Genomic DNA, 13,147 nt, shown 5'->3' on the forward strand with positions numbered 1-13,147 from the left:
CACCCAAGAAAAGACGCCTGTTCCAGGTAACGGTTCCGCTCAAGCCAAGGACGAGAAGACATCCGCCAGGGACGGCAGCCGGTCTTTCAGCCGCAGCAGGGCTATCAGCTCGATCTGTACCACCGCCGTGTCGAACTCCCGCTCCGCATCATGTTCGAGGCGTTCCTCGAACGCCGCCAGGATTTCCTCCTTCGTCTTGCCCTTGACCGCCATGATGAAGGGAAAGCCGAACTTGTTCTTGTAGGCGTCGTTGAGGGCGAGGAAGCGGTCACGCTCCTCTTGCGTCAGGCCGTCGAGGCCTGCCGAGGATTGTTCGCTGCGTGAATCGTCGGTGAGATCGGCAAGCTTCAGCCGGCCCGCGAGATCGGGATGCGCCTGGATGAGAGCAAGCTTCTGCTCGCGGCTTGCCTGCGAGAGCACATGCACCATGGCGGCATGCATCCCCTCCGCCGTGTCCTGCCCGGTGGTCAGGCCTTCGTCATAAGCCTTTTCGGCGATCCAGGGAGAATGCTCGAAAATATCGCCGAAGAGCTCGACGAAAACCGCCTTGCTCATGGTGCTCGGCTTGAGATCGGCCGGGCGGTGATGCCGGATCCAGTGCCGGGCGATATCGCTGCGCCGCGCCACCCAGACATGGTCGTGGGAGGCGACATAATCGAGAAACCGCGCCAGTGCCGCCGCGCGGCCGGGGCGGCCAACCAACCGGCAATGGAGCCCGACCGACATCATCCTAGGAGCCTTCTCCCCCTCGACATAAAGCGTGTCGAAACTATCCTTGAGATAGGCGAAGAACTGATCGCCCGCATTGAATCCCTGCGGCGTCGCGAAGCGCATGTCGTTGGCATCGAGCGTATAGGGCACGATCAGTTGCGGGCCTTTGGCGCCCTGCTCCCAATAGGGAAGCTCGTCGGCATAGGAATCGGCGCTGTAGAGAAAGCCGCCCTCCTCCGCCACGAGGCGGTTGGTATGTTCGGAGGTGCGGCCCGTATACCAGCCGAGCGGCCGCGCGCCCGTCACTTCCGTGTGGATGCGGATGGCCTCCCGCATATGCGCGCGCTCTTCTTCCGCCGAAAAATCCTTGTAGTCGATCCACTTCAATCCGTGGCTGGCGATTTCCCAATCCGCCTCCTGCATGGCGGCGACCGCTTCGGGATTGCGCATCAGCGCGGTGGCGACGCCGTAGACGGTGACCGGCATGTCCCGTTCGGTGAACATGCGCCACAGGCGCCAGAAGCCGACGCGGGAGCCGTATTCGTAAATCGACTCCATGCTCATGTGCCGCTGACCGAGCCAGGGCGCGGCACCCACGATCTCCGACAGAAAAGCCTCGGAAGCCCGGTCACCGTGGAGGATATTGTTTTCTCCGCCCTCTTCGTAATTCACGACGAACTGGACGGCGATGCGAGCGTCGTTCGGCCAGCGCGGATGCGGCGGGTTGCGGCCGTAGCCGACGAGGTCGCGGGGATAGGATGTCTCTGCCATGATCAGCTGCCTCGATAGGTGGAATAGCTCCAGGGCGAGACGAGGAGCGGCACGTGGTAATGCCCGTCGGGCTCGGCGATGGAAAAGCGGATAGGCACCACATCCAGGAACGGCGGATCGGCCGTGGCCGTCGCGAGGGAGCGGAAATACGGGCCGATATGGAAGACCAGTTCGTAGGTCCCGGCGCGGAAGGTGTCGCCTGCCAGGAGCGGCGCATCCGTGCGCCCATCCGCATTGGTGGTGGCGCGCACAACGGCCCGTCGTCCCTCGCCTTCGATGGCGAAGAGCTCGATCTCTATGCCCCTGGCGGGCCTGCCGTTCGCCGTATCCAGGACGTGGGTGGACAATCGGCTCATGAAAACCTCGACTGAAATGAGAAAGCGCCCAAAAGGAGCGGGAATTTTCGGGCGCAGGCTTCCGGCGTCAAGCTACCTTTGGGCATAAGCGCCCGTACCCGCGACTTTCCGGAACGTGTTCCTGTTGAAAAAGCCGGGACGCAACCCTTTCGCAAACAAGCGGGCCGCCCTAGTCTAGCACCCTTGTTTCATGGTCAAGGGGCCGCATGATCGACCCGCAGATTTCCGAATGGATCAGCCAGCTTCTGCGCTGGGTCCACGTCATCACCGCCATCGCCTGGATCGGCTCGTCCTTCTATTTCATCCATCTCGACCTCAGCCTGAAGAAGCGCGAGGGCCTGCCTCCCGGCGTCGGCGGCGAGGCCTGGCAGGTCCATGGCGGCGGCTTCTACAACATGCGCAAATACCTCGTTGCGCCGCCGGAGATGCCGAAGGAGCTAACCTGGTTCAAATGGGAGAGCTATTCCACCTGGATCACCGGCTTCTTCCTGATCGTCTGGGTCTATTATCTCAACGCCGGTCTCTACACGATCGATCCGGCCGTGCGCACCCTCGCACCCTGGCAGGTACCCGTCATCGGCCTCGGCGGCCTTGCGCTGAGCTGGCTCGTCTACGAGGGCCTGTGCCGCTCGCCCCTCGGCAGGAACGACGTGGCGCTCGGCTGCGTGTTGTTCGTCTATATTCTCGCAGCCGCCTACGCCTTTACGAACGTATTCAGCGGCCGCGCGGCTTTTCTTCATACGGGAGCGATGATCGCGACCTGGATGTCGGCCAGCGTCTTCTTCGTTATTATCCCCAACCAGAAGAAGGTGGTGGCGGAGCTGCTGGCCGGCCGCGCGCCCGATCCCGCCCTGGGCAAGCAGGCCAAGCAGCGCTCGACGCACAACAACTATCTCACCCTGCCCGTGCTGTTCCTGATGCTCTCGAACCACTACCCGCTGGCGTGGTCGTCCCGCTACGCGGTCGGCATCATCGGGCTCGTCCTGATCGCGGGCGCTATCGTGCGGCACTTCTTCAATTCACGCCATGCGGACAAGGGCTCGCCCTGGTGGACCTGGGGTGTCGCCGCAGCCTGCATCGCGCTCGCGATCTGGCTGTCGATCATCGGCAAGCCCGGCAACGCCAACATGGCGGATGTCCAGACCGGGGTCACACCCGCCACCCTGACCGCCTCCTTCGACGAGGCCGTTCTTACCATCCAGTCGCGGTGCTCCATGTGCCACGCCGCCGAGCCGGTCTGGGACGGCATTCCCGTCGCGCCCAAGGGCGTCCGCCTCGACACGCCGGAGGAGATCGCGCGCCATGCGGAGCTCGTCAGGGTCCAGGCCGTGCTGACCCATGCCATGCCGCCCAACAACATTACGGAAATGACGCCCGATGAGCGCAAGGCGGTGGCGACATGGCTCGCCCAGAAGGACGCGGTCCTTCGCTAGTTTTTCTCGCAACATTGTTCTACAACCAACGTCACAAAGGGGATGGACGTGCCTGAACTCACCCTCGAAACCGCCCAACTGATCGTTTCGGCCGCGCTCAAGGCAGCTCGGGAAAAATCCTTTAAGCCGCTGTCCATCGTCGTCTACGACGCGCGCGGGGCATTGAAGGCCCTCGCTTCCGAGGACGGCACCAGCCTCAAGCGCGCCGAGATCGCCATGGGCAAGGCCTACGGCGCCCTGGCCATGGGCGTGGGATCCCGCGCCCTGCACAAGATGGCTACCGACCGCCCCTATTTCGTGGCGGCCGCGAGCCACGTGGTCGGCGGCCAGCTTGTCCCCGTGCCGGGCGGTGTTCTGATCAAGGACGCAAAAGGACAGATCCTCGGGGCCGTCGGCGTATCCGGAGACACGTCCGACAACGACGAAATTGTCGCCGCAGCCGGCATCGGGGCGGCGGGACTGACGTTCGATGCCGGGGCCTGAGGACTTCTCCACACCCTCAAACCCTTGTCCTGTATAGGCTTCTAATACCCACTGGACAGAACCTGTCGATTGCACAACAAATGAGACAAGGTCACTGTCTTAATGACTCTGATCGAAATAATTCAAGAATCCCAGATAGAACCAGAAAGGGAACCCGTCTGATGTCATGGATCAAACAAGCAGCCCTGGCCGCTGTCGCCGCAGCCGCCCTCATGGGCCCGGCCTCGGCCGAGGTCGTCTACAACCGCGCTAATTCCGGCGAGCCAGAGACCCTCGACACCCACAAGACCTCGACCGTCCAGGAAGCCCATATCCTGCGCGACATGCTGGAGGGCCTCGTCACCTACAACGCCAAGGGTGAAGCCGTTCCCGGCCAGGCGACGAAGTGGGAAATCAGCGACGACGGCAAGACCTACCGCTTCACGCTCCGCGACGGCATCAAGTGGTCGAACGGCGATCCGGTAAAGGCCTCGGACTTCGTGTTCTCCTATCGCCGCATCATGAATCCGGAGACGGGCGCGAAATACGCGAACATCCTGTATCCGATTCTGAACGCCGAGAAGGTCAACAAGGGTCAGGCGAAGGTCGAGGAACTCGGCGTCAAGGCGGTTGACGACAAGACCCTCGAAATCAAGCTCGAACAGCCGACCCCCTACTTCATCGAGCTGCTCACGCACCAGACCAGCCTTCCGGTCAATCCGGGCGCGGTCGAGAAGTTCGGCAAGGACTTCGTGAAGCCGGGCAACCTGGTCTCGAACGGCGCCTACAAGCTCGCCGAGTTCGTGCCGAATTCGCACATCAAGCTCGTCAAGAACGAGAACTACTACGACGCGAAGAACGTCAAGATCGACACCGTGATGTACTATCCGACGCCGGATTTCGCGGCGATGGTGCGTCGCTACGAGGCGGGTGAGCTCGACACGACGGACGATGTTCCGGCCGATCAGATGAAATCGCTGAAAGAGCGCTTCAAGGATCAGGTCAGGCTCGGGCCCTATCTCGGCACCTGGTATCTGGTGGTCAACTCGTCCAAGGCGCCCTTCAATGACGTGCGCGTTCGCCAAGCGCTCTCGATGGGCGTGGACCGCGAGTTCATCGCCGAACAGATCTGGGGCCAGACCATGCAGCCCGGCTACTCGTTCATGCCCCCGGGACTGGGCAATTATGGCGAGCCCGCCTACATGGACTACAAAGACATGTCGCCGATCGACCGTGAGGCAAAGGCGAAGGCCCTCCTCAAGGACGCCGGCTTCGGACCGGGCAAGCCGTTGAAGGTCGAAATCCGCTACAACACGACCGACAACAACCGCAACACGGTTGTGGCTGTCGCCGAGCAGTGGAAGCAGATCGGAGTGGAGACTTCGTTCATCAACACCGACGGCAAGACCCACTTCGCGCACTTGCGCGACGGCGGCGACTTCGATGTGGCCCGCTACGGCTGGATCGCCGACTATTCCGATCCAAACGTCTTCCTGTTCCTCCTTCTGAGCGACAACAAGGGCTTCAACTACGGCAAGTATAACAATCCGGAGTACGATGCCCTTCTGAAGCAGGCCGCGAGCGAGTTGGATCTCAAGAAGCGTGCCGACATCATGAAGAAGGCCGAGACCATCCTCATGAAGGACATGCCCTGGATCCCGGTCATGTACTACGGCAAGAGCAACCTGATCTCGCCGAAGATCAAGGGCTACGTGCACAATACCCGCGGCGTCTATCCGTCGCGTTTCCTGTCCAAGGATCAATAAGTATGTCGGAGAGGGTGGCCTGAGATCAGGCCGCCCTCTTCTTTTTTCGGATCTTTGACGGGAGGAGAAAGCGTCTTGCTCTCCTTTATCTTGCGCCGTTTCCTGACGGCTATACCGACCCTACTGGTCATCATCACGATCTCGTTCTTCCTGATCCGCCTTGCGCCCGGCGGCCCGTTTGACCTCGAGCGGCCTCTGGAGGCGAAGGTGATGGAGAACCTGAACCGGATCTACCAGCTCGATAAGCCGCTGATCGAACAGTACTGGCTCTATCTGAACGCCGTCCTGCACGGCGATTTCGGACCGTCCTTCATCCTGCGCGACTTCACGGTCGCAGAATTGTTCGCGCGTGGCCTCCCGATCTCCATGACCCTTGGCGCCCTGGCGATCACGCTCGCAATCATCGTCGGCGGCAGCGTCGGCTCGATCGCGGCCCTGCGCCAGAACAGCTTCGCCGACTACATCGTCACCGGCCTCGGAACTATGGGCCTGACCATCCCGAACTTCGTGGTGGCGCCTGTCTTCCAGATCGTGTTCGGCCTTGCTCTCGCCTGGCTGCCCGTGGCGGGCTGGGCCAACGGCACGCCGCGCAATCTCGTGATGCCCGTCATCGTGCTCGCGCTGCCACAGATCGCGGTCATTTCCCGCATGACGCGCGCCGCGATGATCGAGAACCTGCGCTCCAACCACATCCGCACCCTGCGTTCGCTCGGCCTGCCCTGGCACGTAATCGTGACGCACGCCCTGCGCGGTGCGTCGCTGCCGGTCATCTCCTATCTCGGCCCCGCCGCCGCGGCGCTGCTGACGGGTTCGGTAGTCGTCGAGACGATCTTCGGACTGCCCGGCATCGGCCGCTATTTCGTCGAAGGCGCGCTCAACCGCGATTATACCCTCGTCATGGGCACGGTCGTAGTCGTCGCGGTCTTCGTCCTCCTGTTCAACCTCGTGGTCGATATCCTCTATGCGATTGTCGATCCGCGCATCCGTTACGATTGAGGCCTGCCATGGCCGAAGGCGCCGTACTTCCCATCGAAACCCTTACCGATCCCGTCGTCGGCCGCTCGCTCTGGGTCGAGGCCCGGGGCCGGCTGATCCGCAACAGGGCTGCCGTCGCCAGCATCGTCCTGCTGGGGCTGATCGCCCTCGCCTGCATCTTCGGGCCGTTCCTCACGGGGCATCCCTTCGATCAGGTCTACCCGGATTACGTGAAGGTCCCCGCCAGCCTCGAAGCCTATCCGAAAGCCGACCAGATCGCGCCGCAGATCGAGCGCATCGGCGCGCGTGTTCGCGGAAAGCCGGAAAACATCGTCGTCAAGGACGACGCGGTCACCGTGACACTGGTGGGCCAGCGGCCCATCGACGAGCGGTTGCTCGCCTATTTCGACCGCTCGGACATGTTCGGCGCCGCCAAGGTCGTCGAGAAAACCGATGAAGGGAAACGCCTCGTCGTCGACGTGCCCTTGAAGACGAAGTATTTCTTCTTCGGCACCGACACCAACGGCCGCGATCTGCTGACCCGGACGATGAAGGCGGGCCAGATCTCCCTTGCCATCGGCCTGCTCGCCACCTTCGTCGCCATTCTCATCGGCGTCGTCTACGGCGCGACCTCCGGTTATCTCGGCGGGCGGACCGACCTGATCATGATGCGCGTGGTCGACGTGATCTACTCGCTGCCGTTCATCTTCTTCGTGATCATGCTGGTCGTGTTCTTCGGCCGCAATTTCATCCTGATGTTCATTGCGGTCGGTGCGGTCGAATGGCTCGACATGGCCCGCATCGTCCGCGGCCAGACCCTGTCGATCAAGCGCCAGGAATACGTCCAGGCGGCCGAGGCGCTGGGTGTCGAGACGAAAGGCATCATCCGTCGTCACGTGATCCCCAACACCCTCGGGCCGGTGGTGGTCTACATGACCCTGCTCGTGCCGAAGGTGATCCTTTTGGAGAGCTTCCTCTCGTTCCTCGGCCTGGGCGTTCAGGAACCCAATACCAGCCTCGGCGTCCTGATTTCGGAAGGCGCCAAGAACATCCAGGGCGCCACCTGGATGCTGCTCTACCCGTCCCTCACTCTGGTCGCGATTCTGTTCTGCCTTAACTTCATCGGTGACGGCCTGCGCGATGCCCTCGATCCCAAGGACCGTTGACATGGCTGCTAACCTGGCTGCTAACCCGGCTGAACCCGTTCTCACAGTCCGCAACCTCCACGTCCGTTTCCGCACCGGCGACGGCATCCTGCATGCGGTCAAGGGCATCGATCTCGATGTGAATGCGGGCGAGACGGTCGCCATCGTCGGCGAGTCCGGCTCCGGCAAGAGCCAGACCATGATGTCGGTCATGGGCCTTCTGGCTTCGAATGGCTGGGCGGAGGGATCGGTCAAGTATCGCGGCGACGAGCTCGTGGGCCTCTCGCCCGACAAGCTCAACCGCTATCGCGGCTCGAAGCTCACCATGATCTTCCAGGAGCCGATGACCTCGCTTGATCCTCTCTACAGGATCGGCGATCAGCTGGCCCTGCCGCTCACCACCCATGGCGGATTGAGCAAGGCGGCGGCGCGGCGGCGCGCCATCGAGCTTCTCGAACTGGTGCGCATCCCCGATCCGGCCCGCCGCATCGACTCCTATCCGCATGAAATGTCGGGCGGCCAGCGCCAGCGCGTCATGATCGCCATGGCGCTCGCCAACAACCCGGACGTGCTGATCGCCGACGAGCCGACCACCGCTCTCGACGTGACCGTCCAAGCGAAGATCCTCGAATTGCTCGCGGATCTGCAGAAGCGCCTCGGCATGTCGATCGTGTTCATCACGCACGACCTCGGCATCGTTCGCCGCTTCGCCGACCGCACCTATGTCATGAAGCGCGGCGAGGTGGTGGAAAGCGGCAAGACCGGCGACATTTTCGCAGCGCCGAAGCATCCCTACACACAGATGCTGATCGACGCCGAACCGACCGGGCGCAAGGAGCCCGCGCCCGCGGGCGCGCCCATGGTGCTCGAGGCCAAGGACGTGAAGGTCTCCTTCGTCCTGAAATCGGGCCTGTTCGGCAAACCGCTCCATGTGCTCGATGCGGTGGACGGTGTCAGCCTTTCCGTTCGCGCAGGCGAAACGGTGGGCGTGGTCGGCGAATCCGGCTCCGGCAAATCGACCCTCGGGCGAGCCGTCCTGCGGCTTCAGCCGGCGAGCGGCATGGTGCGTTTCGAAGACCGCAATCTCATGCCTCTCGACAGAGCCGGCATGCGCCCCTTGCGACGCCATTTGCAGCTCGTGTTCCAGGATCCCTTCGGCTCCCTCTCGCCGCGCATGACGGCAGGCGAGATCGTGACCGAAGGTCTCCTCGTCCATGAGCCGCGTATCTCGCGCAAGGAGCGCGACCGGCGCGCGGCTCAGGCCTTCGAGGAAGTGCGGCTGGAGCCCGCCTGGCGCAACCGCTTCCCGCACGAATTCTCCGGCGGCCAGAGGCAGCGCATCGCGATTGCCCGCGCGATGATCCTGCACCCCAAGCTCGTCGTTCTCGACGAACCGACCTCGGCGCTCGACCGCTCGGTGCAGAAGGAAATCGTCGAGCTTTTGCGCGATCTGCAGAAAGCGCACGGCCTGGCCTATGTCTTCATCAGCCACGATCTTGCGGTCGTGCGCGCCCTCTCTGACGAGATCATGGTCATGAAGAGCGGCAAGGTGGTGGAGCGCGGTTCGGCCGAGGCCATCTTCGAGAAGCCCAGGGAAGACTATACCCGCGATCTCATCGCGGCGGCCTTCCTGCGCGAGCGCGAGAAGGCAGGGAAGGCTCCGGCGAAGGGCGAATCCCTGGCCTCCTGACGGCGGGAACCGAATTGCCATAGCGCGGATTGACTCCGCGCTATGGCAAGGCTCGCGACATATCGCGCCAAGCGCGACTTCACCAAAACCTCGGAGCCGAAGGGCAGAGTGTCCCATCGGCCGGGCTCCTCCTTCGTCATCCAGAAGCACGACGCCTCACGTCTGCATTACGACTTCCGCCTGGAAATGGACGGCGCCCTGAAAAGCTGGGCCGTCACGAAGGGGCCCAGCCTCGTCCCGGGTGAAAAGCGCCTTGCCGTCGAGGTCGAGGACCATCCGCTCGAATATGGCGAGTTCGAAGGCACGATCCCGGAAGGCCAATATGGCGGCGGCACCGTCATGCTGTGGGATCGCGGCACCTGGGAGCCGGAGGGCGATCCGCATGAAGGCTATGCCAAGGGTCGCCTAAGCTTCCGGCTGGACGGGGAGAAGCTGCACGGCCTGTGGCACCTGATCCGCATGGGAAAACGCCCGCGCGAGAAGAAACCATCCTGGCTTCTGATCAAGGGCGACGACGAATATGCCCGCACCGAGGACGATCCGGACATCCTCGAAGAGGCCCCTTCATCCGTTAAGACCGGTCGCTCGATCAGGGAGATCGCCGCCGGGGATAATCTGAAGCAGTCGCGCAAGAACAAGCCCCCTCAGGAAACCGGCAAGGAGAAACCGCGCACCCTGCCCCCGAGCCGCGCGCAATCAGGCGGCAAGGGTCAACCCAGCTCCAAATCCGAGACGAGGTCCAGATCAAGGAGCAAAGCCATGGAAAGTCATGGAGCGGAAGTCGCCGGCGTCCTCCTCACCCACCCGGACCGTGTGCTCTGGGAGGATCAGGGCCCGACCAAGCAGCAGCTCGCCGAGTTCTATGTCGGCATTTCCGACTGGCTTCTGCCGCATCTGATCGACCGCCCCCTCACCCTGATCCGCTGCCCGTCCGGCTCGCAGGGGAAATGTTTCGTCCAGCGCCATTCCTGGGCCGGCCTTTCCAGTTTCGTCCGGCGCGAGATGGTGCGCGACGAGAAAGGCGAGATGGAAGTTCTCACGGTTCGCGACATACAAGGCGTTGTCGCGCTCGTTCAGGCGGGCGTTCTGGAGATGCATGTCTGGGGCGCAACCCTTGCCGATCTCGAACACCCCGACCGTCTCATCTTCGACCTCGATCCCGGTGAGGGAGTCGAATGGCCCCTCGTGATCGAGGCTGCGTGTGCGATACGCGAACGCCTTAAAACCATCGGCCTGGAAAGTTTTGCGAAGACGACGGGGGGCAAGGGCCTGCATGTCGTGCTTCCAGTAAGACCCGAGACGGACTGGGAGGACGCAGCCGCTTTCACCCGCGATTTAGCAGAAGCCATGGCAGCGGACGAACCGGAGCGCTACACGACCACGTCCGTAAAACGCGAGCGCGAGGGCAAGATCTTCATCGATTACCTGCGCAACAACCGCGAGGCGACATCGGTCGCGCCCTATTCCACCCGCGCCCGGTCCGGCGCGCCCGTCTCGACGCCTGTCGCATGGGATGAGCTTACTCCGAAACTCAAGCCCAATGGGTTCACAGTCATGAATCTGGGCAAGCGCCTTGCCTCCTTGCGGAAAGATCCGTGGGCGGGAATCGACAAGGTCAATCAAGCCCTCCCGGAGCGCGCTCGGACACGGCGAGCGCGCATGGGGTAAAGATTATACTGGCCTTGCTCGAACAAGCATCGCTCTCATCGCTCCGGTGCGCCTGCGGACCGGAAGCCTCCCGCCATCGTTCCGGCTTTGGCGAAAGCTTCCTTCATCTCGGCTGCTGTCATGGCGAGCGTGGTCTTCAGGTCCGTCACGCCGCCGCCTGCGGCCGCCACGATCACGGCGGACGCGGCGCTCTCAATGGGACCTTCCGAGATGACGAGAAAATCGGATTCGCCGAAGGTGAAATAATAGGCGAGCAGCTTTCCGCCCAACTTCGCGAAGAGCTGGCCGACCATTTCCGACCGGTCCTCGGGCTTCGCCAGCATTCCCTTGATTGCATTCGACGTGAAGCGTCCCTGCGTGATGAAAAGCGGCATCTCTCGACCCTCCCTCCACATCACGCACTCTCGCATGACGCCGCTCGGCGTTATTGATCCCCGTCAATAAGCCCCGGGGCGTCATGCGAAGTCGTCTGGATGGAGCCGATCTAGAAAAGGGGAGTCTTGATCCCCTCCACCTCGAATGCCGCCTGCACGGCGGGACGGGCGGCGACTCGCTCGGCAAGAGCATTCAGGTTCGGGATGCTGCGCGGCGGGCGGGGCATGCCGCGGCCCCATCGGATCAGCATGAGCAGGAAGAGGTCCGCTGCGGAGAACCTGTCTCCCAGAAGCCATGTTCCGTCGCCGAGCTGTTCGGAAATCACATCGAACATACGGTTAAGCCGCGCTTCGGCGGCCCGCTTCACGCTCGGCACTGCGGCTTCGTCGGTCGCATGCTCATGCGGGTAGAACCAGGCCCGATACTCCGCCTGCGGCGTGTTGGTGAGATGGACCATCCACTTGTAGAACTCGGCCCGCTCCTTCGTGCCGATTTCGGGAGCGAGCCCGGCCTGCGGGAACTTGTCGGCGAGATGCAGCGCGATGGCGGCGGTCTCGAACAGCACGAGATCTCCATCGACCAGAACCGGGATGCGGCCATTGGGATTGAGCTTGAGATACTCGGCGCTTTTCTGGGCGTTCTGATCCCGGTTGACGAGGCGCAGCTCGAATGCGGCGCCGATTTCCCGCAGCATCATATGCGGCAGGAGGCTGGCATTGCCGGGATAATAGTAGAGAGCAAGCATCATACGCCCTTTTGATCTTCATGGGTGATACTCATGCTTAGGATCAGCCAACAGGTGCGTAAAGGCTGACCTTTCCATTATAAACAGCTGCCCTATAGTTCTCGTGCCTGTCGGAGAAGAGTCGAAAATGGCGGATCAAACACGGGCCTTCCTCGAAAAGCTTCAGGTCAAGCCGGGCAAAAGCATCAAGCTGAAGGAGCGCGACCCGCGCGATACACTTATTTTCGAAGACGAGGAGCTGACGAAGGCTGCGACGGCGCAACTCGCCCAGGAGATCGACGCTCTTCAGGACCGCCTTTATGCGGAAGGCCAGCGCGCCCTGCTCGTGATTCTGCAAGGCATGGATACATCGGGCAAGGACGGCACCATCCGCGGCGTGTTCAACTCCACGGGCCCGATCGGCGTTTCGGTGACGGCCTTCCGGCGCCCCACGGAGAACGAGCTGGCGCACGATTATCTCTGGCGCGTCCATGAGGCCTGCCCGAAGCGCGGCACGATCGGCATCTTCAACCGGTCGCATTACGAGGATGTGCTGGTTGCGAAGGTGCATGGCCTTGCACCGAAGAAGGCCATCGAGCAGCGCTACGAACAGATCAACGCTTTCGAAAAGATGCTGTCCGAGAACGGCACGGTCATTCTGAAGTTCATGCTTCATATTTCGAAAGAAGAGCAACGAGAGCGTCTGCAGGAGCGCCTCGACAACCCCAAGAAGCATTGGAAATTCAATCCCGGCGACCTCGATGATCGCAAGAACTGGGGCGATTTTCAGGATGCCTACGAGACCATGCTGGACAATTGCTCGACGACATGGGCCCCATGGTATGTGATCCCAGGCGACCGCAAATGGGTCCGCAACGCCGCCATCGCCCACATCGTCAAGGCCACCCTGGAAGACATGAACCCACATTATCCGCAACCGCCCTGGAAACCGAGCGACTTCAAGATCGAGTAGGCGCGGTCTTTGGGGGGCCTCCACGACCCGACAATCCGGCGAACAGAGCTTGCAATCAAGCATTAGCAATAATATTGCATCACCTGTTCTATGGGGAT

12 protein-coding genes and 1 pseudogene are annotated in these 13,147 nt (G+C 62.2%); 9 read left to right on the forward strand and 4 right to left on the reverse strand.

All coding sequences use genetic code 11. The features are described from left to right. Positions 1–39: 39 nt before the first annotated feature. Positions 40–1,482 carry an allantoinase PuuE gene (gene puuE, locus AB4Y97_RS10220; RefSeq protein ID WP_441998934.1) on the reverse strand — a complete coding sequence of 481 codons (1,443 nt, stop codon included), beginning with the start codon at positions 1,480–1,482 and terminating at the stop codon, positions 40–42. Positions 1,483–1,484: 2 nt separating this feature from the next. Continuing rightward, entirely contained in the window at positions 1,485–1,838 is a 354-nt protein-coding gene (gene uraH, locus AB4Y97_RS10225; protein WP_441998935.1) for a hydroxyisourate hydrolase, read from the reverse strand. 206 nt (positions 1,839–2,044) lie between these two features. Here uraH and AB4Y97_RS10230 point away from each other — a divergent pair, with 206 nt between their 5' ends. The 8 genes and pseudogenes from AB4Y97_RS10230 (at position 2,045) to ligD (ending at position 10,977) form a co-directional block, all read left to right on the forward strand. Further along, positions 2,045–3,271, forward strand: a complete 1,227-nt coding sequence (locus tag AB4Y97_RS10230) for a urate hydroxylase PuuD (protein WP_441998936.1) — start codon at positions 2,045–2,047, stop codon at positions 3,269–3,271. Between the two features lie 48 nt (positions 3,272–3,319). After that, a complete protein-coding gene (locus AB4Y97_RS10235) occupies positions 3,320–3,754 on the forward strand; it encodes a GlcG/HbpS family heme-binding protein (RefSeq protein ID WP_441998937.1) in 435 nt (144 codons plus the stop codon). A 161-nt stretch (positions 3,755–3,915) separates the two neighbouring features. Further along, the gene (locus tag AB4Y97_RS10240) at positions 3,916–5,499 is read left to right on the forward strand and encodes a peptide ABC transporter substrate-binding protein (protein WP_441998938.1); all 1,584 of its coding nucleotides are present in this window, start codon (positions 3,916–3,918) and stop codon (positions 5,497–5,499) included. 75 nt (positions 5,500–5,574) lie between these two features. After that, complete coding sequence (locus AB4Y97_RS10245; RefSeq protein WP_441998939.1) at positions 5,575–6,495, forward strand: ABC transporter permease subunit; 921 nt, start codon at positions 5,575–5,577, stop codon at positions 6,493–6,495. A gap of 8 nt (positions 6,496–6,503) precedes the next feature. Further along, the gene (locus AB4Y97_RS10250; protein WP_441998940.1) at positions 6,504–7,640 is read left to right on the forward strand and encodes an ABC transporter permease subunit; all 1,137 of its coding nucleotides are present in this window, start codon (positions 6,504–6,506) and stop codon (positions 7,638–7,640) included. A gap of 1 nt (position 7,641) precedes the next feature. Beyond that, complete coding sequence (locus AB4Y97_RS10255; protein WP_441998941.1) at positions 7,642–9,309, forward strand: ABC transporter ATP-binding protein; 1,668 nt, start codon at positions 7,642–7,644, stop codon at positions 9,307–9,309. Positions 9,310–9,351: 42 nt separating this feature from the next. After that, a pseudogene (locus AB4Y97_RS10260) lies at positions 9,352–9,904 on the forward strand (DNA polymerase ligase N-terminal domain-containing protein); the annotation flags it as partial. A gap of 2 nt (positions 9,905–9,906) precedes the next feature. Beyond that, entirely contained in the window at positions 9,907–10,977 is a 1,071-nt protein-coding gene (gene ligD, locus AB4Y97_RS10265) for a non-homologous end-joining DNA ligase (RefSeq protein ID WP_441999051.1), read from the forward strand. A gap of 35 nt (positions 10,978–11,012) precedes the next feature. Here the strand turns inward: ligD and AB4Y97_RS10270 are convergent, their stop codons facing one another. Both AB4Y97_RS10270 and AB4Y97_RS10275 read right to left on the reverse strand, forming a co-directional pair. Beyond that, positions 11,013–11,351 (reverse strand): GYD domain-containing protein, encoded by a 339-nt coding sequence (locus AB4Y97_RS10270; RefSeq protein ID WP_441998942.1) that lies wholly within the window; start codon positions 11,349–11,351, stop codon positions 11,013–11,015. A 110-nt stretch (positions 11,352–11,461) separates the two neighbouring features. Further along, positions 11,462–12,100 (reverse strand): glutathione S-transferase family protein, encoded by a 639-nt coding sequence (locus tag AB4Y97_RS10275; RefSeq protein WP_441998943.1) that lies wholly within the window; start codon positions 12,098–12,100, stop codon positions 11,462–11,464. 124 nt (positions 12,101–12,224) lie between these two features. Between AB4Y97_RS10275 and AB4Y97_RS10280 the strand changes: the two genes are divergently transcribed. Next, complete coding sequence (locus AB4Y97_RS10280) at positions 12,225–13,049, forward strand: polyphosphate kinase 2 family protein (protein WP_441998944.1); 825 nt, start codon at positions 12,225–12,227, stop codon at positions 13,047–13,049. Positions 13,050–13,147: the final 98 nt, after the last annotated feature.

This window comes from Microvirga sp. 2TAF3 (genome assembly GCF_052114965.1).
Taxonomy (GTDB): domain Bacteria; phylum Pseudomonadota; class Alphaproteobacteria; order Rhizobiales; family Beijerinckiaceae; genus Microvirga.

Bases quoted from the DNA above. Each gene is read 5' to 3' on its own strand.
- uraH (WP_441998935.1), bottom strand. From the start codon at position 1,838: ATGAGCCGATTGTCCACCCACGTCCTGGATACGGCGAACGGCAGGCCC.
- AB4Y97_RS10270 (WP_441998942.1), bottom strand. From the start codon at position 11,351: ATGCCGCTTTTCATCACGCAGGGACGCTTCACGTCGAATGCAATCAAG.
- AB4Y97_RS10250 (WP_441998940.1), top strand. From the start codon at position 6,504: ATGGCCGAAGGCGCCGTACTTCCCATCGAAACCCTTACCGATCCCGTC.
- AB4Y97_RS10255 (WP_441998941.1), top strand. From the start codon at position 7,642: ATGGCTGCTAACCTGGCTGCTAACCCGGCTGAACCCGTTCTCACAGTC.
- AB4Y97_RS10230 (WP_441998936.1), top strand. From the start codon at position 2,045: ATGATCGACCCGCAGATTTCCGAATGGATCAGCCAGCTTCTGCGCTGG.
- AB4Y97_RS10280 (WP_441998944.1), top strand. From the start codon at position 12,225: ATGGCGGATCAAACACGGGCCTTCCTCGAAAAGCTTCAGGTCAAGCCG.
- puuE (WP_441998934.1), bottom strand. From the start codon at position 1,482: ATGGCAGAGACATCCTATCCCCGCGACCTCGTCGGCTACGGCCGCAAC.
- AB4Y97_RS10240 (WP_441998938.1), top strand. From the start codon at position 3,916: ATGTCATGGATCAAACAAGCAGCCCTGGCCGCTGTCGCCGCAGCCGCC.
- AB4Y97_RS10275 (WP_441998943.1), bottom strand. From the start codon at position 12,100: ATGATGCTTGCTCTCTACTATTATCCCGGCAATGCCAGCCTCCTGCCG.